The sequence below is a fragment of the Mycobacterium asiaticum genome, from assembly GCF_001673315.1.
GTDB lineage: Bacteria > Actinomycetota > Actinomycetes > Mycobacteriales > Mycobacteriaceae > Mycobacterium > Mycobacterium asiaticum_B.
Genome location: NZ_LZLQ01000090.1, coordinates 29,970 through 50,491 on the forward strand (window position 1 = coordinate 29,970; position 20,522 = coordinate 50,491).

Genomic DNA, 20,522 nt, shown 5'->3' on the forward strand with positions numbered 1-20,522 from the left:
GGCTAACCGGTGCCGGCGAACGCCCGCAGCGACTCCACCTGCAACGGGTCCAGTGAGGGCCGTACCTTCTCCCGGGCGGCGGCCAGGTCGGCCGCGGTCACATCGGCGGCGTCGATGGAGCGCCGCATCGCCGACAGCGCGGCCTCGCGCAACAACGCCACGCAGTCGGCGGCACTGTAGCCGTCCAGGCCGGCGGCCACTGCGTCCAGGTCGACGTCGTCGCTGAGCGGGATCGCTCTGCCGGCCGTGCGGAGGATCTCGCGACGGGCGTCCGCGTCCGGCGGTTCGACGAACACCCGCCGTTCCAGCCGGCCGGGCCGCAGCAGCGCCGGGTCGATCAGGTCCGGCCGGTTCGTCGCGCCCAGCACGACGACGTCACGCAGCGGGTCGATGCCGTCGAGTTCGGTCAGCAGCGCGGCCACCACCCGGTCGGTCACCCCGGAGTCGAAGCTCTGACCGCGACGCGGGGCCAGCGCGTCCACCTCATCGAGAAACACCAGCGAAGGTGCCGAATCCCGGGCACGGCGAAACAATTCGCGCACCGCCTTTTCCGACGATCCCACCCACTTGTCCATCAGTTCCGAACCCTTGACCGCATGCACACTCAGCTGTCCGGTGCTGGCCAGCGCGCGGACGACAAACGTCTTTCCGCACCCGGGCGGGCCGTAGAGCAGCACCCCGCGGGGTGGGTCCACGCCCAACCTGGAGAAGGTGTCGGGATGCTGCAACGGCCACAACACCGCTTCGGTCAGGGCCTGCTTGGCTTCGGCCATGTCGCCGACATCAGCGAGTGTGACGCTGCCGACGTTGATTTCCGCACTGGCCGACCGCGACAACGGCCGGATGACGGTGAGCGCACCCAGCAGGTCTTCCTGGCTCAGCTTCGGTGGCTGGCCGTCGGCACTGGCCCGCGACGCCGCGCGCAACGCCGCCTCCCGCATCAGCGCGGCCAGATCGGCGACAACGAAACCCGGTGTGCGACCGGCCACTTCATCCAGATCGAGATCTCCCGTCGGGACGGGCTTGAGCACCGCCTCCAGCAGGGCGCGGCGGGTTCCCACGTCGGGCAGCGGCACGCTCAGCTCACGGTCGCACAACTCCGGGGAACGCAGCCGCGAGTCGAGTTGGTCGGGCCGTGCGGAGGTGGCGATCAAAGCGACGCCATCGGTGGCCACCGCGTCGCGCAACTCGGCCAGAATCAACGCCGCCACCGGTTCTGCGGCTTCAGGTAACAGCGCGTCGACGTCGGTGATGAGCAGCACCCCACCGCCGTCCCGCACGGTCGCCACGGCCGAGGCCACCGACTGCAACCGCTCGTCGGCCGCCAGAGCGCCGACCTCCGGTCCGTCCAACTCCACCAACCGGCGCCCAGCGCACACCGCCCGTACCAACGTCACCTTGCCGACGCCCGGCGGTCCCGACACCAGAACTCCCAGATTGGTACCGGCGCCCAGGGACTTGAGCAGATGAGGTTCGTCGAGGGCCAGCTTGAGCCATTCGGTCAGCTTGGCCGCCTGCGGCTGGGCACCCTTGAGTTCCTCGACCTGAATGTCCGGACTCGCGACACTGACCTGTTGCGCGGCCGGGTCACTCCCGCGCCGGGCGGCCGTGCTGCCCCAACTGACCAACGTGTTCGGCTGCACGCTGACCGGGCCGTCCGGATCCACGCCGGTGACGGTCAACAGTTCCGAGGTCCAGCTGATGCCGACCGACGACGCCAGTGCGCGGGTAGCGGCCGAGGTGGACGTGCCCGGTCCCAGATCGCGAGGCAACAGGGACACCGCGTCACCGACCGTCATCACCTTGCCCAGCAGGGCTAGCCGCAACGTGGCCGACGAGATGGACTGCATCGCCATCGTCGAACCGCGCAACGTCACCGTGCGGGCGCCGTACACGGTGACCGCGCTGACGATCACCTCGGTGCCCTCGCGCAGGCCGGCGTTGGACAGGGTGACGTCATCGAGCAAGACGGTCCCGAACGGGATGGTGCCGGCGGCCATGCCCGCCACCGCCGCCGTGGTGCGGGACCCGGTCAGCGACACCGCATCCCATTCTCGGATGCCAAGCGCGGCAATGGCATTCGGGTGCAGGCGGACCACCCCGCGGCGCGAGTCGACGGCCGAGGTGTTCAGACGTGCGACGAAAGCGAGCTGGTTGCTTCCGGTCAAAGTCGCCTGCCCGGCTTGCGCAGCCCGAGCCGCGCCATCGACCGTCGATTCGGCTGGGCCCGTCGGGTCGCGCGCCGGGCGGCGCGGCGTTGTTTGGAGTTGTCTTCCCACACCTCGGGGTGTTTGGCCAGCCAGCGTCTGCTGCGCAGGGCGAACGGGATGTGGCACACGTAGGAGATGATGATCACCCAGATCAGGATGTAGGGCTGCAGGACCGCGGCTGCAGCGATGATCGCCAGGAGCGCCAGCAGCGGCGCGGCCAGGTTCGGCGGCACGGCCAGGGTGTGGAATTTCTTCATCGGAAGCGCGCTGACCATCAGCAGCGACGTCCCGGTGATCCAGAGGGCCAGGAACCAGATCGACGTCCACCAGCCTTCGCCGAACTGCAACTTGAGGGCGATGGTGCCGATCATGGAAACCGCGCCGGCGGGCGCGGGCATCCCGACGAAGTATTCCTTCGCGTAGGGCGGCAGGGTTCCGTCATCCTGCTGGGCGTTGTACCGGGCCAGCCGCAACACCACGCACACCGCGTAGAGCAACACCACCGCCCAGCCCACCGGCCACTCGGACAGCATCGTCACATAGACGACCAGGGCAGGGATGACGCCGAAGTTCACCGCGTCGGCAAGGGAGTCGATTTCGGCGCCCATGCGCGACTGAGCGTCGAGGATGCGCGCGACCCGACCGTCCAGCGCGTCGAGGATCGCTGCCGCGGCGATCAGAGCCATCGCGGGAATCGGCTTGTGGTCGAGAGCGAACTTGAACGACGTGAGACCGGCGCAGATGGACAGCACCGTCATGGCGCTGGGCAACAGGTGCAGATCGACCGTTCGCCGGACGCGGGGTTTGTCGATCATGACAGGTCGGCCAGTACGGTCTCGCCGCCGACGGCATGCTGTCCGACCGTTACCAGCGGCTCCGTGCCCGTCGGCAGGTAGGTGTCCAGCCGGGAGCCGAACCGGATCAAGCCATAGGTTTCACCGATGGACAGCTTGTCGCCGATATGCGCCTGACACACGATGCGCCGGGCCAACAGTCCGGCGATCTGGACGACGATCACCTCCGCGCCGCTGGCGGTGCGTAGCCGCATGCTGGTGCGCTCGTTGGCCTCGCTGGCCTCGGGCAGGTCCGCCGACAGGAACTGTCCGGGACGATGCTGCACGGCAAGCACCTCACCGCTGACCGGTGCCCGCTGCACGTGCACATCGAGCAGCGACAGGAAGATGCTGACCCGGGGCAGCGGCGTGTCACCGAGGCCGAGTTCGGCGGGCGGCGCTGCGACATCGACCAGGGCGACCGTGCCGTCGGCCGGTGCAACCACCGCGGTGGGCCGGTTGGGCGGCACGCGCGTCGGGTGCCGGAAGAACCCGGCGCAGGCCCCCGCCGCCAACAGACCGGCTCGCCGCACCCACCGGCGGCGGTATCCCACGGCGGCCACGGCCAAGCCGGCGGAGACGAAAGGGATCCCCGCCGGGTGCACCGGGGGAATGGTGGACCGCACCAACTCGAGCCAGTGTGCTGGACCATCGGAAGAACCAGGGCGTCGTGCCACGCGGGTCATCTTACGGAAGGCCGCGCAACGGGGGTTCGTTCTGGCCCGCCCTGGGAACGCATAGAACTGATTTGCTTGGCTGAGGAGTCTGATTCCAATTCCGCCGGACGTTCTGGACGCGGCACGACTGCGCCGCGCGAAACTGGGTGTCACCGCCGTATTCGTCGCTCATGCTGTGGTGTTTTCGTCGTGGGCTGCGCACATTCCGCAGGTCAAGGCCCATTTAGGGTTGTCGGACGCGGCGCTGGGCACGGCCTTGTTCGGTGCGCCGCTGGGGTCGGTGCTGGCAACGGTGGGTTGCCATTGGGCGCTGCCGCGCTGGGGTAGTCACCGAGTGGTGCCCGTCATGGTGGCGGGTTACGCCTTCGCTGGGATGACAGTCGGCCTGGCTCCATCCGGCCGATGGCTGTTCGCGGCGCTCGCGCTCTGGGGAACGTTCCAAGGTGGTCTGGACGTCGCGATGAACACCCAGGCCGGGACGGTCGAGCGCGTCGCGCACCGCCCGATCATGGCGCGCTTCCACGGCATGTGGAGCGTGGGAGCCCTACTCGGAGCGACCATCGGAGCGGCCTGCGTGAGCGTCGGCATCGGCTTGGCGCCGCAGTTGACGGTGCTTGGAGTGGTGGTGCTGATCGTCGGGGCCGCGTTGACCCGGGGCCTGATGGCCGACGAGGCCGCCCCCACCGGGTCCGATGCCGACGGGCGCGGGCGTAGCTGGATGAACCGGACGGTGGCGATCCTGGCAGCGGTGGCGTTCGCGTCATTCCTGTGCGAGGGTGCGGCCGCCGACTGGTCGGCGATCTATGTGCACGACGTGGTCGGCGCCGCAGCAGGCATTGCCGGCCTGAGCTACGCGGCCTACACCCTGGCGATGGTGATCGTTCGTTTTGGTGCCATGCGACTGCATTCGCGGGTTCCCGCACGCCGGTTGCTTCCGACGCTCGCGGTGATCGCCGCCGTAGGCATGAGCGTGACGCTGGCGACCGCCAACCCCCTGCTGAGTGTGATCGGGTTCGCCAGCCTGGGCGCCGGCGTTGCGCTGCTGGTGCCGACCGCGTTCAGTGCCGCCTACTCAGCCGGCAGGCGCGGTTCGGCCATTGCGATCGTCGCCGCAACCGGTTGGCTGGGCTACCTGCTGTCGCCGCCGCTGATCGGACACCTGGCGCAGTTGATCGGACTGAGCGGGGCGCTGGTGGGCATTCCGGTGGTGATCCTGGTCGCCGCGGTCGCGATCGCCGGCAGCCGGGCTTTCGACGCGGCCGACGAATTCCACCGGGATTAACTCAGATCCCACACCGTCATCGGCGACCCGGCCGGCACTTCCACCACGTCCTCGGGGATGTCCAGCAGCGCGTTGGCCTGCGCCAGCCAGCGCAGATGGTGCGAGGCCGGTGGACCGTAGCTGGTGACATGGCCGGTGGCCGCGTCGAGCACGGCACGACGGAACTGGCGCTTTCCCCGGGGCGAGGTCACCGACTCGGTGAGCAGCGCCGTCCGCTGCGGCCGCTGTGGGTCGGGCAGGCCCATCGCGTTGCGCAGCGCGGGCCGGATGAACACCTCGAACGACACCAGCGCGCTCACCGGGTTGCCGGGCAGGGTGACGATCGGGATGCCGGCCACCAGTCCTAGGCCCTGCGGCATGCCCGGCTGCATCGCCACCTTGACGAACTGCACCCCCTGGTCGCCGTCTCGGCCGAACGCGTCCTTGACCACCTCGTAGGCGCCGGCACTGACGCCGCCGCTGGTGATGATCAGGTCGGACTCGCCCGCGTACCGGTCCAGTACGGCGCTGAATTGCGCGACGTCGTCGCCCGCGGTGGGCGTGGCGACTACGTCGGCGCCGGCCTCGCGGGCGGCGCCCGCCAGCATGATGGCATTCGATTCGTAGATCTGCCCCGGCTGCAGCGGGGTGCCCGGTGATACCAGTTCCGATCCGGTCGAGATCACCAGCACCCGCTGCCGCGGTAACACCGGCAGGGCGCCCAGACCCAGGGCGGCCACCAGTCCCAGCGTCGCGGGCGTCACCGCTTGCCCGGCGCGCAGCACGGTGGCGCCGGCGGCGACGTCCTCACCGGCACGACGGATGTGTTTGCCCGGTTCGGCATGCTGGCGGATCTGCACCGAGGCCAGTCCGCCGTCGGTGGCCTCGACGGGCACGATGCCCGTCGCACCAGCAGGCAGCGGCGCGCCGGTCATGATTCGGTGGGCGGTCCCGGGCTGCAAGTGCAGGGGGTCGGTGCGGCCCGCCGGGATGTCCTCGGTGACCGGCAGAACCACCGGACGCTCGGGTGTGGCGGTGGCGGTGTCCTCGGCGCGCACCGCGTAACCGTCCATCGCCGAGTTGTCGAACACCGGCAGCGCCAGCGGCGCGACAATGTCTTCGGCCAGCGCCAGCCCCAGGGCGTCCGCGAGGGCAACTGCGACGGCGGGACGCCGCTGGATCATCTCGGCGACGATGCGCTGGTGTTCGGTGACGGATCGCATATCAAACAGGAAACTCGACGCCGGTGAGCTCTTCGGAGACGGCCCACAACCGGCGCTGCAGATCCGCGTCGTGCGACTGATCGCTGGATTGGACCACCTTGGGATGCCCGCGTTGTTCGCCGAGGCCGTCCGGACCGTAGTACTGCGCGCCCTCGACAGCAGGGTCGGTGGCCGCCCGTAGCGTCGGCCATGCGCCGCTTTCGGGACCCTGGAACAGCACCGGTGCCAGCACGGCCTTGATCGGCGCGAAAATCCTGGGCAGGTTGCGGGCCAGTTCTGTGTTGGAACCGCCGGGGTGTGCGGCGACGGCGACCGTGGGCGCCGCCGCTTCGGCTAACCGGCGCTGCAGTTCGTAGGTGAAAAGCAGGTTGGCGAGCTTGGATTGACCGTAGGCGCCGACCCGGCTGTAGCTGTGTTCCCACTGCAGGTCGTCGAAGTGGATGGCGGCCCACATCCGGTGGGCGAGGCTGCTGACCGTGACCACCCGGGATCCGCGGACCGGCAACAGGTGATCCAGCAGTAGACCCGTCAACGCGAAGTGGCCGAGATGATTGGTGCCGAATTGCAGCTCGAAGCCGTCCGCGGTGACTCCCTTGGGTGTCCACATCACCCCGGCGTTGTTGATCAGCAGGTCGATCCGCGGATAACGGCCGCGCAGCGCGTCGGCGGCACTACGCACCGAAGCCAACGAGCCCAGGTCGAGTTCCTGCAGCGTCACGTCTACATCGATGGACTTGCGGCCCGCGGCGGCGACGATGCGGGCCAGCGCCGCGTTGCCTTTTTCCAGGTTGCGGACCGCCAGCACCACGTGCGCCCCGCGAAACGCAAGTTCAGCGGCGGTGTAATAGCCGATTCCGGTATTGGCGCCGGTGACGACGACGGTGCGGCCGGTCTGGTCGGGGATGTCGGCGACCGCCCATTTGTGGTCGCTTTTGTGGTCTTTGTGGTCGTGAAAGGCCATGGCCCGAACATACTCAAGCGCGGAAGGGTCTCCTGCCCGGGCGCGTGCGCCGGCAGAGGTAATGGCCGCGAAATTTCACGCGGTCTTCTGGTCGGCGCCGCTCAATACCTTGCGTAGCCAGCTGATGATCATCGGCACCACTTCGGGGGCCTTGCTCATTGCGACGTGTCCGGTGCCCTCCATCAGATGGACCTCGGTGTTCGGGCGGCCCTGGAAAACCAGCGTGTCCGACTGGGGGACGAAGTAGTCATCGGCGCCGTTGATCACCAGCATCGCCGAATTCCGTTGCTGCTCAAGCAGGTCGCGCCGGCTCAGGCGCGCCAGTCCGGCACTGAGTTCGGCCACGGTGGGCGAGTGGTCCCAGTGCATGGCGTTGCCCACGATGTCGTGCATGCCGAACGGCAGGTTCCTGGCGTGCTCGGGTTCGAACGAATCGACCACCGGTCCGCCCAGATCGACCGCGGCGTCGACCAAGCCGGCCAGGCCGGACATTGCGGCGAAGTTCCCACCGAACGAGACGCCCAGGTGGGCGACGTGGCCGTCACCCAGCGAGCGGGCGTAGTCAGCGATTCCGGCGATCACGTCGTCGGCGTGCTCGTCGAGCGGGATCGCCGTCTCACCCGTGCCCGGGTGGTCGAAGGCCAGCGTCGTCACGTCTGCGTTGAGAGTGAACCCCACCCACCACGGATGGATGTCCATCTTCCAGGTGTCCACCCCGCCGCTGGCGATCAACACTGGCCGGGCCGCGTAGTCACCGTCGACCGAGTACAGGTGCACCGGCACCTCGACCGTGCCGCCCCGGTATCCGACTGTGATGTTGCGGCGCTCGAAGACCACCGGGAAATCCTTGGATGCCAGCTCGAACTGCTCAACCTGGTTCCGCATGGCACGCACGCGTGCCTCGTCCGTGAGGCAGGGAAACTTGGCGCAGCCGTAGGTCAGTGACGCCAGGTAGTGGTCGCCGCGCTCGGCGTATTCCTGAGCAAGCTTGGACCATTCATATGGCCAGCCGCCGGGGGCATCGATCCACATATCGGTGGTCGCTGCGCGGACTCGTTCGATGTCGGCGAGCGGAATGCCGAATTTCTCGAATTGGTGGGTGCGGTCGATGAACATCTCGGCGGCGTCGATGTCATAGGTGTACATGGCTGTTCAGCTCCTGAGCGCGTTGAAGTATCCGGCGATGGTGGTGGTGTCGTCGAGGGAGGAAACGGCACCGAGGTAGCCGTCCGGGCGGATCACGACCCGCCCGCCGTCAGTGAGGCCGAACCGCTGGGCCACCACTGCCTCGGGATCGGTGATGACGTTGTCGTAACCGGCGGCCGGTCCGTCGCTGCCGGTCACCAGCACCTGGGTGTGACCGACGCCTGCGGCTGCCGGAGCGACCCAACCCGAGGCGACAGTGAGAACCACGTGACCGGTGTGCTGTACGGCGACCAGTTGTTTTTGCACCGCCGCGTCGGGCACCGGTGGCAGATGTTGGCCGGCAGCGATTTTGGCGCGGCGCGGGCGCCGGCCCACCGCAAGAGGGCTGTTGCGGTAGACGAGATTGGTTTCCTCGGCCGTGTTCGCCATGGCTCGGCGCGCCGCAGGGACATGGGACACCAATTGCACGACTGTGTTGCGAACCCGGCTCGCCAGACCGGACAGGGTGCCGGCCCTGGTCAGGCGATCGGTGAAGGCAATGACGCTGTCGGCGACCGGAAGGCGCTCGGCCTCATAGCTGTCCAACAGGGTGTCACCGGCTTCCCCGGCGATCACCGCGGCCAGTTTCCACGCCAGGTTGAACGCGTCCTGCATGCCGGTGTTCATGCCCTGGCCACCTGCCGGGCTGTGAATGTGAGCGGCGTCGCCGGCCAGGAAGACCCGACCCCAGCGGTACGCCGGCACTCGCGCATGACGGATCTCGAAACTGGTCAGCCAGTGTGACCGCGTTATGCGAATGCCCCCGATCCGCCGGTCGATGACGGCCTGCAGTGCTTCCTGGGTCGCATCGATCGGCGTGCCGGGCGCGACGTGCACCTGGGCGAGGAACCGCATCCGGCCGGCCAGCATCGGCAGCACCACCACCGGCCCGTCGGGTGAGAAGAAGGTGTGCATGGACTCCATGTCCAGCTGGTGCTCGGCGTCGACGTCGCCGAGCAGGAAGCGTTCACCTTCGAAGCGGCCCTCGAGTTTGGTACCGACCAGCCGGCGCACCGCGCTGTGTCCGCCGTCGGCTCCGATCACCCAGGCTGCGCGGACCTGCTCGGTTGACCCGTCCGGGTGCTGCAGCGTGACGTGCGCTGCCTGATCCTGCTGGGCCAGTGCGATGAGTTCGACGCCGCGCTCGACGGTCACCCCCAACGACTGCAGGTGCTCGTCAAGCACTGCCTCGGTCTCCGTCTGAGCGGTGGTCAAGGTGAAGGGGAACGCGCCGTCAACCCCGCCCAGCGGGACCCGGAAGAGCCTGCGGTTCCCGGCGTAGAGCTGCATTGCGGTGGCCTTGATGCCGGTGCTCATCAACTTGTCGACGATGCCCATCCGGTCGAACATGTCGAGGCTGCGGGCGTGTACCGCGATGGCCCGGGACTGGTCCGTGGGCCGCGCGAGCTTGTCGATCACCCGCACGGACACACCGCGCCGCGCGAGTTCACAACCGGCGACCAGGCCGACCGGTCCGGCGCCTACCACCAGGACTTCGGGGGTTCGGGAGGTGTTCATCGAGGTGGCTTCCTTTTCACGCTGTGTTGAAACTCTGGCGAGTCTCACGCTACGTTGAAACTAGTCTCAACACAAGAAGAATTTCACGCTATGATGAAACTCGTGCCAAGGGAGTCGGTTATGCCTGGTCCCCGTGACGAACGGGGCGTGTTGTCGGCCCGCATAGTCGCCGCCGCGCGGGACGAGTTCGCGCAGAACGGCTGGGCAGGGACCACCATCCGGGCGGTTGCACGCGTCGCCGACGTCGACCCTGCGCTGGTCTACCACTACTTCGGGTCAAAAAAAGGGCTGCTCGACGCCGCGACGAACCCACCCCAGAAATTTCTGGAAAACGTCGCCAAGGTCTGGACCACGCCCACCGAACAGCTCGGCAGGGCCCTCGTGGAAGTGTTGCTGGCCAATTGGGCCGACGAGGAGATCGGGCCCACACTTAGGGCCATCATGCAAACCGCCGCGCACGAGCAGACCACCCGGGAGAAGTTGGGGCGCGTGGTGGCGAGCAGCCTGATGGGTGTCTCGCACATCGGCAGCGACGAGCGCGATCGCCTGGTGCGAAGTGGCCTCATCTCATCGCAGATGATGGGCTTCGGCCTGATGCGCTACATCTGGAAGATCGAACCGATTGCCTCGATGAGCGAGGAGGAGGTAATAGCTGCGATGGGTCCTAATCTGCAGCGCTACGTCGACGGCGACCTGACACCGCCCGGTTCTCCATGGTCGCCACCCCCCTTTCTTGCACTCGGCATAGGCGAGTGCTAAGAATGAGTTTGGCACTCGCGACCGGCGAGTGCTAGGTCGGGACGGTGAGGCCAGTCTGGTCGTCCGTCGCGGGCACTGCGCCCGGCCAGCGTAAGTAACGGGGTCGCCCTGGCGACCCGTCATTCCCAATCCGGAGGAATCACTTCGCAATGGCCAAGACAATTGCGTACGACGAAGAGGCCCGTCGCGGCCTCGAGCGGGGCCTCAACGCCCTCGCCGACGCGGTAAAGGTGACGTTGGGCCCCAAGGGTCGCAACGTCGTACTCGAGAAGAAGTGGGGCGCTCCCACGATCACCAACGATGGTGTGTCCATCGCCAAGGAGATCGAGCTGGAGGACCCGTACGAGAAGATCGGCGCCGAGCTGGTCAAGGAAGTTGCCAAGAAGACCGACGACGTTGCCGGTGACGGCACCACGACGGCCACCGTGCTGGCACAGGCACTGGTCAAGGAAGGCCTGCGCAACGTTGCGGCCGGCGCCAACCCGTTGGGTCTCAAGCGGGGCATCGAGAAGGCCGTGGAGAAGGTCACCCAGACCCTGCTCTCCTCGGCCAAGGACGTCGAGACCAAGGAGCAGATCGCTGCCACCGCGGGCATCTCCGCCGGCGACCAGTCGATCGGCGACCTGATCGCCGAGGCGATGGACAAGGTCGGCAACGAGGGCGTCATCACGGTCGAGGAGTCCAACACCTTCGGCCTGCAGCTCGAGCTCACCGAGGGCATGCGGTTCGACAAGGGTTACATCTCGGGCTACTTCGTCACCGACGCCGAGCGTCAGGAAGCGGTCCTGGAGGACCCCTACATTCTGCTGGTTTCCAGCAAGGTGTCGACCGTCAAGGACCTGCTGCCGCTGCTGGAGAAGGTCATTCAGGGCGGCAAGCCGCTGCTGATCATCGCCGAGGACGTCGAGGGCGAGGCGCTGTCCACCCTGGTCGTCAACAAGATCCGCGGCACCTTCAAGTCAGTGGCGGTCAAGGCCCCCGGCTTCGGTGATCGTCGCAAGGCGATGCTGCAGGACATGGCCATCCTCACCGGTGGTCAGGTCGTCAGCGAAGAGGTCGGTCTGTCGCTCGAGACCGCCGACATCTCGCTGCTCGGCAAGGCCCGCAAGGTCGTCATCACCAAGGACGAGACCACCATCGTCGAGGGTGCCGGTGACGCCGACGCCATCGCCGGTCGGGTGAGCCAGATCCGGGCCGAGATCGAGAACAGCGACTCCGACTACGACCGCGAGAAGCTGCAGGAGCGCCTGGCCAAGCTGGCCGGCGGTGTTGCGGTGATCAAGGCCGGAGCAGCCACCGAGGTGGAGCTCAAGGAGCGCAAGCACCGCATCGAGGACGCAGTGCGCAACGCCAAGGCGGCCGTCGAGGAGGGCATCGTCGCCGGTGGTGGCGTGGCTCTGCTGCAGGCGGCTCCGGCGCTGGCCGAGCTGGACCTCAAGGGTGACGAAGCGACCGGTGCCAACATCGTGCGCGTGGCGCTCGAGGCTCCGCTGAAGCAGATCGCTTTCAACTCCGGGCTGGAGCCCGGTGTGGTGGCCGAGAAGGTCCGCAACTCCGACGCAGGTACCGGCCTGAACGCCGCTACCGGCGAGTACGAGGACCTGCTCAAGGCCGGCGTGGCCGACCCGGTGAAGGTGACCCGCTCGGCGCTGCAGAACGCGGCGTCCATCGCGGGGCTGTTCCTGACCACCGAGGCTGTCGTCGCCGACAAGCCGGAGAAGGCGGCCGCACCTGCGGGCGACCCGACCGGCGGCATGGGCGGTATGGACTTCTAAGTCTGTACGAGAAAGCCCGGCTCCCTTGTGGGGCCGGGCTTTTTCGTGCTTGTCGCGCCGCGCGCGCCGAACGTGACGCTAGCCGCACGTTCGACGCCGAGCGTGACGCTAGCGTCACAGTCGGCGTGCGTAGGGTTGAGAAATGGCCCTCCCGCCTCCCGCACCGACCAGCACCGCCATCGTCACCGGAGCGTCGTCGGGCATCGGTGCCGACATCGCGCGGGAGCTGGCCCAGCGCGGGTACGGCCTCACGCTGGTGGCCCGGCGCGAGGACCGGCTCCGAGCCTTGGCGGACGAACTTGCCAAGGATGTCCGCGTCGAGGTGATCGCCGGTGATGTCGGGGACGCGGCAGCCCGTGCGGCCCTGTTCGACGAGACCGGGCGCCGTGGTCTGACCGTCGACATCCTGGTCAACAACGCCGGCGTCGGCACCATCGGATCGGTGACCAAGGTCGACGTCGCGGACGAGGTCGCGCAGGTGCGGGTGAACGTGGAGGCGGTCATCGACCTGTCAACGCGCGCCGTTCAGCAGATGGTGCCGCGCGGCCGCGGGGCGATCCTCAACGTCGGTTCCACCGCGGGATACCACCCCTTCCCGGGGCAGGCCGGCTACGCCGCCACCAAAGCATTCGTGAAGTCGTACACCGAGGGGCTGCGCGGCGAACTCGCCGGCACCGGCGTCACCGTGGCGCTGTTGGTACCCGGACCGGTACGCACCGAGTTCCTGAAGAGCGCGGGCATGGACGAGCGGACCTTCGCGGCCGCCTTCCCGAAGTTCCTGTGGAAACCGTCCCGTGAGGTCGCGCGCACCGGCATCGAAGCGCTGGCCGGCGATCGCGGCACGGTCATCGCCGGTATCCCGAATGTGGTCAGCACCCGACTGTTTCAGTTCATGCCGCGACGGCTGCTGCTGCCGCTGCTGAAGAGTCAGCACCCCGGTCTGAAGAGGGACCTGTCAGTGAGTTGACCGGGGCCAGCGCCGCATCCACGGTTCCGCGGGCAGCGCCAGAGCGTTGCACAGGGTGCAGATGGTCCGGTACCAACCAATGGCCGTGAGCAACTCGATGCGCTGCTCGTCGTCGAGGTCGCGACCGAGCGCCGTCCAGGTCGCCTCCGACCACGTACCGGTCTGCTCCAGTTCATCTACCGCGGCGATCAGCTGTTGCTCCGCCGGTGCCCAGCGCGAGTCGTCCGCTCCGCCCGTGACCAGCGCGTCGCATTCGTCGTCGGCGACCCCGGCGATCGGCCCCCAAAAGGCCGCCTGCCCGCCCCATTCGTACTCGCAACCCACCAGTGCACAGACCCGAAGGATGGCGATCGTGCGGGTCCGCGGCGGCAACAGCGCGGTGACGTACAGCGACTCGCCGAGCTTGCGCAGCCGGGTGGCCAGCGCGGGATGCCGCTGTAGGCAACGCACCAGCAGCAGGGGCTCGTAGGTGCGGTCCGGGTGGCCCCAACTGTTGATCGAAGCAGCGTCCTCGGCACTCCACGGTGGAGCGAGCGGTGCTACGCGGCTCACTGACCCGGAACCTGAGCCGGAAGCGAGAACACCACGCAGTCGTGCAGGCAACCCTTCGCCGCCGAGGGGGCATCGGCGTTGCGATGCAGCAGCGCGCGCGTGGGAACGACCACACAGCGGACGGTGCCGATGTCGGGGTCGTCGTCGGACAGCTCCGCGGTGCCATCGACGATGAGCGAGTAGCCGCTCGGCTCGGCAGGCGGGAACAGGACGGTGACCGAATTGCGTCGAGTGACGTTCCTGCGGGTGCCACCGCCGATCACCCCGACATCCAGCACCCCGCCCCGCAGCACCGGATCGACCGTGACGGTGTGCACGCGGTAGTTGTCGTCGACGCTGACCAGATAACCGAACGGGAAGTCCGGCAGCGCCGTCGCCAGCCGGTCGAAATCTACCTTCTTGGCGGTCTTAGCACTCATGGGACCCGAGGATAGGCGTCGTGTTACTCAGGATCACTCGGGCCGGATCGGGAACTGGATGATCCGGCTCTGGTCACCCGTATCGCGTTCGGCGGCCGGGTAGAAGTTCGACTTGGGGATGCCAGAATTCGGCAGGCTCGGGTTGCCGATGCCCGATTCGCGGCCCAGCGTGGTTCGCAGGCCCTGGTCGGCATGACTGGGGTTGACGAAGCCGGTCACCGGGGTTCCGGCGGCTGTGCGCAGACCCGCGTTGGCGGCCGGGCTGCTGGTCGCGTTGGCGGAAACGGGTCCGGCGCTGCCCGCGTCGACACTGGCGACCCCGCCGGCGGCCGGCGCAACCACGGGCGCGCTGCCCAGTCCGGAGTTCAGCGCGCCCACCAGTCCCGAGTGCAGCCCCCCGGTATTGGCCAGCGCCGAACCGATCAGGCCAGAGCCCAACGCCGCCGTGCTCAGGCCGCCGGTCGCGTAGTGCGCCGAACCGGCCAGCCCGTCGGCGCCGACCACGTGGCCCAGGCTGTCAGCAAACCCAGAGTGCCAGTAGTTCATGGCACTGCCCATGCTGCTGTTGATCGTTCCCGAGTTGCCCAGCCCGGCGTTCAGCGAACCGGAATTGCCCACCCCGAGGTTTCCGTTGCCGGAGTTGAAGAAGCCGGTGTTGCCGGTGCCGGAGTTCCCGAAGCCGCTGTTCCCGCTCCCGGAGTTGAACCCGCCGAAACCGAACTTGTTGTCGCCGGTGAGACCGAAGCCGAACGCGTCGCTGCCGGTGTTGGCGAAACCGATGTTGTTGCTGCCGAGGTTGCCGAGGCCGAGGTTGTTGTTGCCCGTATTGCCGATGCCGATGTTGCCGCTACCACTGTTGCCGCTACCGAGGTTGCCGCTGCCGAAGTTTCCACTGCCGAGGTTGTTGTTGCCGACGTTGTAATTGCCGATGTTGCCGCTGCCGCTGTTGCCGAAGCCGAAGTTGATCTGGCCGTTCTTGCCGATATCGATTCCGAGGTTGCGCAGCACCTGCTGCCACGGTGCCAGCTGGGCCGCCGCCGCCGACGCGTCGAAGTGGTAGTTCGCCATCGCGGCCACGTCCAACGCCCACATCTGCTCGTAGGCGGATTCGGTGTCCATGATCGCCGGCCAGTTCATGCCGAAGAAGTTCGTCGAGGCCAGCATTTGCACCAGGCCGCGGTTTGCTGCGACCACCGCGGGCTGCACGGTCGATGCCAGCGCCGCCTCGAATGCCGACGCTGTCGCCGTCGCTTGAGCGGCGGCTTGCTCGGCTTGGGCCGCCGCCGCGCTCAGCCATCCCATGTATTGCGTAGCGACGACCATCATGGCTGCGGCCGATGCCCCCTGCCAGGATCCGCTGGTGAGTTCCTCGGTAACTTGAGTGAAGGATGACACCGCTGAAGCCAACTCTTCGGCCAAGCCGCCCCACGCCGAGGCAGCAGCAAGTAGCGGCCCCGCGCCGGGACCGGCGAACATCAGTGCCGAGTTGATTTCTGGCGGCAACCACGCGAAATGCGGGCTTGTCACCAACTCAACCTACCCGCCGGACGCTTTTAACGTGGGCGGATTGGCTATCCCGGTGCCGCGAATTCTAGGCGGCCCGACCGTCTTCCCTATGGAGGTCAGACCGGGACGGGAGCGGCCTGGCGACCCCGAATCAGCTTGCCGGGGCGGGCGGCGGTGGGCACTCCGTGCTCCGCGATGACCTCCCCGGACACCACCGTCGCGACATACCCGTCGGCCTTCTGATCCAGCCGTCTACCGCCCGCGGGCAGGTCGTGGGTGATGATCGGCTTGTGCAGCCGCAGCGCGGCATGGTCGATCACATTGAGGTCCGCCTTGTAGCCGACGGCGATCCGGCCGCGGTCGGCGAGCCCGGCCACCCGGGCCGGCACGGAGGTGAGTTCGCGGACCGCTTCGGCGATCGTGAACCGCCCGGAGTCGCGGTCCCGGGCCCAGTGCGCCAGGAAGTAGGTGGAGTAGCTGGCGTCGCAAATCATGCCGTAATGCGCGCCGCCGTCACCCAAGCCGAGCACGACGTCGTCGCGGTGCAACAGCTTGCCGACGGTGTCCAGCGAGTTGTTCTCCAGGTTGCTCATGGCGACCAGCAACATGGCGTGGCCGTCGTCGTCCAGGAGACGGTCGTAAGCCTCCTCGAGCGGGTTCACGCCGCGCGCCCGTGCTCGGGCGCCGATGCTGTCCGACGGCGACGGCTCGTAGTCGGGATTGTCGCCCAGCGGGAAAATCCAGTCCCACGCCTGCGCGACGTACAGGATCGGATGCCCCGTGCCCGGCTTGTCGGCGAGGATCCGGGCACGCACGTCGGGCTTGCGCATCTCAGCGACGCGCTCGGCGAGCGGCAAGTCCGCGATTTCCCGGTAGCTCGGATAGAGCACGAACGGGTTGGCCGAAAGTTGCAGGCCGATGATCAACCCGATGGGGCGGGGGAGTAACTGCGCGGTGATATCGCCGCCCGCGGCGTTCGCCTTCTCGACCATGGTGATGGCATCGGGCCAGAACGGATCACCGGTATTGCCGACGATCAGCGTGAAAGTCACCGGCAACCCGACGTCCTCGGCAACGTCGAACACCGTCTGGAGTACGGGCTGGTAGCCACCGGCAGGAATGTCGGGGACGAACTGGAGCAAGCCGCCACCGCCGTCAACCACACCGCGAGCGATTTCTTCGATCTCCTCGCGGGCGGCGTCGTAACTCGGAATCGCAGCGCCGCTCTCCGTCTTGTGGATGGTCAACCGGGACGAGGCGAAGCCGAGGGCTCCGGCCTCCAAAGCTTCCTGCGCCAGGTGGCGCATCTGCGCCAAGTCGTCGGGCGTGGCAGGCTCGCGGTCCGCGCCGCGCCGGCCCATCACGAAGACCCGCAGTGGCGAGTGCGGCAGATAGGCGGCGACGTCGATATCCCGCCTGCCGGCCTCCAGCGCGTCCATGAATTCGGGGAAGGTCTCCCACGTCCACGGCAGGCCGTCGGTCATGACAACCCCGGGAATGTCCTCGACGCCGGCCATCACGTCGACGAGCACGTCGTGATCTTCCTGGCGGCAGGGCGCGAAGCCGACCCCGCAGTTACCCATCACCACCGTCGTTACGCCATGCGCGGACGACGGCGTCAGGCGCTCCGACCAGATGGCCTGGCCATCGTAATGGGTGTGCAGGTCGACGAAACCCGGAGTGACCAGCAGTCCGGTGGCGTCGATTTCCCGGGCCGCATCGCCGCCAACGCTGCCCACCGCGACGATGACCCCGTCCTTGACAGCGACGTCGCCGACGTACGGCTCACCCCCTGACCCGTCGACGATGGTGCCGTTGCGCAGGAGAAGGTCGTAGCTCACCTGAACAAATCTACGACCGTGTCGGTGCCTCGTGCCAGGATCGGCCGTGTGATCGATCACCTCGGTATCGACTGGCCTCCCGCCCGTAGGGTCGGGTAGATGGCCCCCACTGATGCCCTCGCCGCCCAGGAACTGCTACGCGACGCGTTCACCCGGCTGATCGAGCATGCCGACGACGTCACCGACGGTCTCACCGAGGAGGTGGCCGACTACCGTCCGACGCCGGACGCGAACAGCGTCGCCTGGCTGCTGTGGCACAGTGCCCGGGTTCAAGACGCTCAGCTGGCTGACGTTGCGGGTGTGGAGCAGGTGTGGACCCGCGATGGCTGGGCGGACCGGTTCGCCCTCGACCTTCCCCGCGACGACACCGGGTACGGGCACGGCCCCGACGACGTCGCCAAGGTGCATGCGCCCGCCGACCTGCTGGCCGGGTATTACCACGCCGTGCATGAGCTCACTTTGGAGTACGTCGCCGGTGTGACCCCAGCGGACTTGGCGCGCGTCGTGGACACCAACTGGGATCCGCCGGTGACCGCGAGTGCGCGCCTGGTCAGCATCATCGACGACTGCGCGCAGCACCTCGGTCAGGCGGCGTACCTGCGGGGGATCGCACAGTAGATTCCTGGGGTGCGCTTCCTGGGGGTCGTTGTGTTCTGGTTGGCCGCCACGGTCGCCCTGGCCGTCGCGGTCCCGGCCGTGTGGGCACAGCGCAATATTGTCGACGAGGACGGGTACGCGCAGCTGGCCGAGCGGGCGGCGCAGGATCCAGCGCTGCAGGCGGCCATGGCGGCCGAACTCAGTGCCAGAGCGACGACCCTGATTGCTGAGCGCAGCCCTGAGCAAGATGGCGGACCCGGGCCGGCCGACACTTCGAGAATCCGTCTCGTCGCCGCCTCCTTCACCGCGAGCCCGGCGTTTCCGCCGCTGTTCGCCCGCGTGAACCGGGCCGCGCATGACTGGTTGTTCAGCGCTCCCCGCGCCGGCGGCGACCAGCTGGTGATCGACGTCGCGCCGCTGCTGCGAGACAGCACGATCATGGAGGTGTTGAGCGGCTACCACGTCAGTGTGCCCGAGACATTGACCGTCCCGCTCACCGTCACCGAGGGTCAGCCGCTACGGCAGGGCGAACTGCACCGGTGGGCGGTTTGGGGACCGTGGGTGAGCGTCGGTGCGGCGGGACTCACCGGTCTGTTCGGTCTGCTGATGCTGGCGCTCGCCCGACGTCGCGGCAAGGCGCTGACCGGCCTGGGCATCTCTGCGTTGCTGGTCGGTGCGGCGGGATGGGCAGGCATGGAGGTCGCGGGGCGATACCTGAACGTGGCGCTCAATCGCACCACCGGCGACATCCGCCGGATCGCCGACGTGATGGTCGGCCACGCCGAAGGCAGCATGCACCTGTGGCTCAATTTGACCCTTGCTGCGGGTGTGGTTCTGGTGCTGGTCGGCGTGCTGGTGGCGATGCTGGGCAGCTTCGGAGAAACGCCCCGCTAGCTAAGTGGCAGTTGGGCCAGGATGGCTCCGGTGGGTTGCGTCGATCCGGTACCCGGTTCGACGGTGAAGGCCAGCCCCGTCGAACCGCCCAAGTCGTCCAGCATCGCTTTCGTCGACGGCGCCACGGCGGCCGCGCCCATGGTGCCCGCCGACGTCGGGCCATTGGCTCCCATCAACCACATCTGGTACACCGTGCCCGGCGATGGCGGCGGCACGTTGTTCATCACCAGCACCGCGGCATTGCGGTCGCGGGAAAACATCACTGTGGCTGTCCCGGGACCCAATGGCCGGGAGACTGTCCGCACATCCGGCGCACCCAGCACCTGCTCAGCAACGGTCTGCTTTGCCGGCGGCCGGGTCAGCGTGCCGAGTCCGTACGCGCCCAGTCCAATCACGACCGCCGCGGCAGTGGCAAGAAGTGCTCTGCGCCAGCGGTTTTGGTACCCGATATCGGGCTTCGGCGGGTTTGTCCCGGCGAGGACGGCAGTGCGCAGCCGGTCCGGCGGTTCGGCGGTGTTGGCCGAGGCGAGCACCGCCATCGTCTCTCGGACGGCGCGCACCTCGTCGTGGAAGGCCGCCGCGACCGGCGCGGGCAGCGCCGCGAGCCGATCGTCGATCGCAGCACGCTCGGTGTCGGACATCGCGTGCAGCGCATAGGGGGTCGCCAGGTCGAGCAACTCGAATTCGGTGGGTTCAGTCATGCCACGCCCAGGCAGTTGCGTAGGCCACGCAGCGCGTCACGCATCCGCGATTTGACCGTCGACAGGTTTGCGGCCAGACGCTGGGACACCTCGGCATAGGTGAGCCCGCCGTAGTACGCCAATTCGATGCATTGGCGCTGCGTATCAGTCAATGCTTCCAGGCACCGAAGCACCCGGCGGCGCTCGTCACCGGTGATGGCCGAGTCCGCGACCACATCGATAGCCGGCTCAAGATTTGTTACGCCATAACGTGTTTCACGCTGGGTACCGGCCTGCTCGCTACGCACCCGGTCGATCGCTCGCCGATGCGCCATGGTCAACAGCCAGGCCAACGCCGAACCCTTGGCTGCATCGAAGCCCGACGCCGTCCGCCACACCTCGAGGTAGATCTCCTGAGTGGTCTCCTCGCTGTAGCCGGCATCACGCAACACTCTGGTGACCAGTCCGTACACCCGAGTCTTGGTCTGGTCGTAGAACGCGGCGAACGCGGCGTCGTCACCACGGGCGACCCGACGCAGCAAGGCGTCCAGGTCGCTGCCGGTCTGCAAAGGCCCATCCATCGCTGGGTAGCCTAACGCCGGGGCCGCCATCTGCCGCATACCGAGTATTCGGAGCGCCCAGCGGCGCGGATGGTCGGGTGCCG

General features: G+C 67.8%; 19 protein-coding genes. 6 read left to right on the forward strand and 13 right to left on the reverse strand.

Annotated features, from left to right (window positions below):
* Positions 1-2 precede the first annotated feature (2 nt).
* The 3 genes from A5636_RS13875 to A5636_RS13885 are packed head-to-tail and all read right to left on the reverse strand — an operon-like array spanning position 3 to position 3,720.
* On the reverse strand, positions 3-2,168 hold the full coding sequence (locus A5636_RS13875) for an AAA family ATPase (RefSeq protein WP_065159219.1): 2,166 nt from the start codon (positions 2,166-2,168) through the stop codon (positions 3-5).
* A complete protein-coding gene (pssA, locus tag A5636_RS13880; protein ID WP_065159220.1) occupies positions 2,165-3,025 on the reverse strand; it encodes a CDP-diacylglycerol--serine O-phosphatidyltransferase in 861 nt (286 codons plus the stop codon). Before pssA ends, A5636_RS13875 begins: the two co-directional genes overlap by 4 nt.
* Positions 3,022-3,720, reverse strand: coding sequence for a phosphatidylserine decarboxylase (locus A5636_RS13885; protein WP_155763807.1), 699 nt, complete (start codon positions 3,718-3,720; stop codon positions 3,022-3,024). Before A5636_RS13885 ends, pssA begins: the two co-directional genes overlap by 4 nt.
* A 127-nt stretch (positions 3,721-3,847) precedes the next feature.
* Here A5636_RS13885 and A5636_RS13890 point away from each other — a divergent pair, with 127 nt between their 5' ends.
* Positions 3,848-5,002 carry an MFS transporter gene (locus A5636_RS13890; protein WP_155763808.1) on the forward strand — a complete coding sequence of 385 codons (1,155 nt, stop codon included), beginning with the start codon at positions 3,848-3,850 and terminating at the stop codon, positions 5,000-5,002.
* Here A5636_RS13890 and moeA read toward each other — a convergent pair.
* From moeA to A5636_RS13910, 4 genes are all read right to left on the reverse strand, one after another.
* Complete coding sequence (gene moeA, locus A5636_RS13895) at positions 4,999-6,204, reverse strand: molybdopterin molybdotransferase MoeA (RefSeq protein WP_065159223.1); 1,206 nt, start codon at positions 6,202-6,204, stop codon at positions 4,999-5,001. The two genes, A5636_RS13890 and moeA, sit on opposite strands and share 4 nt — an antisense overlap.
* A 1-nt stretch (position 6,205) precedes the next feature.
* Positions 6,206-7,165 carry an SDR family NAD(P)-dependent oxidoreductase gene (locus tag A5636_RS13900; RefSeq protein ID WP_065159224.1) on the reverse strand — a complete coding sequence of 320 codons (960 nt, stop codon included), beginning with the start codon at positions 7,163-7,165 and terminating at the stop codon, positions 6,206-6,208.
* A gap of 75 nt (positions 7,166-7,240) precedes the next feature.
* Positions 7,241-8,311, reverse strand: coding sequence for an alpha/beta hydrolase (locus tag A5636_RS13905; protein ID WP_065159225.1), 1,071 nt, complete (start codon positions 8,309-8,311; stop codon positions 7,241-7,243).
* Positions 8,312-8,317: 6 nt separating this feature from the next.
* Positions 8,318-9,868: an FAD-dependent monooxygenase gene (locus A5636_RS13910; RefSeq protein WP_065159226.1), complete on the reverse strand. Its 1,551-nt coding sequence runs from the start codon at positions 9,866-9,868 to the stop codon at positions 8,318-8,320.
* Positions 9,869-9,988: 120 nt separating this feature from the next.
* On the opposite strand from A5636_RS13910, the gene A5636_RS13915 reads away from it, so the two are divergent.
* The 3 genes from A5636_RS13915 (at position 9,989) to A5636_RS13925 (ending at position 13,369) form a co-directional block, all read left to right on the forward strand.
* Positions 9,989-10,627, forward strand: a complete 639-nt coding sequence (locus A5636_RS13915; RefSeq protein ID WP_253900591.1) for a TetR/AcrR family transcriptional regulator — start codon at positions 9,989-9,991, stop codon at positions 10,625-10,627.
* 149 nt (positions 10,628-10,776) lie between these two features.
* Complete coding sequence (gene groL, locus A5636_RS13920; RefSeq protein ID WP_065159227.1) at positions 10,777-12,402, forward strand: chaperonin GroEL; 1,626 nt, start codon at positions 10,777-10,779, stop codon at positions 12,400-12,402.
* A gap of 142 nt (positions 12,403-12,544) precedes the next feature.
* Entirely contained in the window at positions 12,545-13,369 is an 825-nt protein-coding gene (locus tag A5636_RS13925; protein ID WP_065159228.1) for an SDR family NAD(P)-dependent oxidoreductase, read from the forward strand.
* On the opposite strand, the gene A5636_RS13930 is transcribed toward A5636_RS13925, so the two are convergent.
* The 4 genes from A5636_RS13930 to A5636_RS13945 form a co-directional block, all read right to left on the reverse strand.
* Positions 13,358-13,921 (reverse strand): carboxymuconolactone decarboxylase family protein, encoded by a 564-nt coding sequence (locus A5636_RS13930; RefSeq protein ID WP_065159229.1) that lies wholly within the window; start codon positions 13,919-13,921, stop codon positions 13,358-13,360. The two genes, A5636_RS13925 and A5636_RS13930, sit on opposite strands and share 12 nt — an antisense overlap.
* Positions 13,918-14,340, reverse strand: coding sequence for a hypothetical protein (locus tag A5636_RS13935; protein ID WP_065159230.1), 423 nt, complete (start codon positions 14,338-14,340; stop codon positions 13,918-13,920). The genes A5636_RS13930 and A5636_RS13935 overlap by 4 nt, the downstream gene beginning before the upstream one ends.
* Before the next feature lie 33 nt (positions 14,341-14,373).
* A complete protein-coding gene (locus tag A5636_RS13940; RefSeq protein ID WP_065159231.1) occupies positions 14,374-15,867 on the reverse strand; it encodes a PPE family protein in 1,494 nt (497 codons plus the stop codon).
* 95 nt (positions 15,868-15,962) lie between these two features.
* Positions 15,963-17,687, reverse strand: coding sequence for an N-acyl-D-amino-acid deacylase family protein (locus A5636_RS13945; protein WP_065159232.1), 1,725 nt, complete (start codon positions 17,685-17,687; stop codon positions 15,963-15,965).
* Between the two features lie 99 nt (positions 17,688-17,786).
* Here A5636_RS13945 and A5636_RS13950 point away from each other — a divergent pair, with 99 nt between their 5' ends.
* Together A5636_RS13950 and A5636_RS13955 are read left to right on the forward strand one after the other, a co-directional pair.
* Positions 17,787-18,305 (forward strand): mycothiol transferase, encoded by a 519-nt coding sequence (locus tag A5636_RS13950; protein ID WP_065159233.1) that lies wholly within the window; start codon positions 17,787-17,789, stop codon positions 18,303-18,305.
* Positions 18,306-18,314: 9 nt separating this feature from the next.
* Positions 18,315-19,178: a hypothetical protein gene (locus A5636_RS13955; protein WP_065159234.1), complete on the forward strand. Its 864-nt coding sequence runs from the start codon at positions 18,315-18,317 to the stop codon at positions 19,176-19,178.
* On the opposite strand, the gene A5636_RS13960 is transcribed toward A5636_RS13955, so the two are convergent.
* Positions 19,175-19,879 carry an anti-sigma factor gene (locus A5636_RS13960; protein ID WP_065159235.1) on the reverse strand — a complete coding sequence of 235 codons (705 nt, stop codon included), beginning with the start codon at positions 19,877-19,879 and terminating at the stop codon, positions 19,175-19,177. The two genes, A5636_RS13955 and A5636_RS13960, sit on opposite strands and share 4 nt — an antisense overlap.
* Positions 19,876-20,439, reverse strand: a complete 564-nt coding sequence (locus A5636_RS13965) for a sigma-70 family RNA polymerase sigma factor (RefSeq protein WP_065159250.1) — start codon at positions 20,437-20,439, stop codon at positions 19,876-19,878. The genes A5636_RS13960 and A5636_RS13965 overlap by 4 nt, the downstream gene beginning before the upstream one ends.
* Positions 20,440-20,522 lie beyond the last annotated feature (83 nt).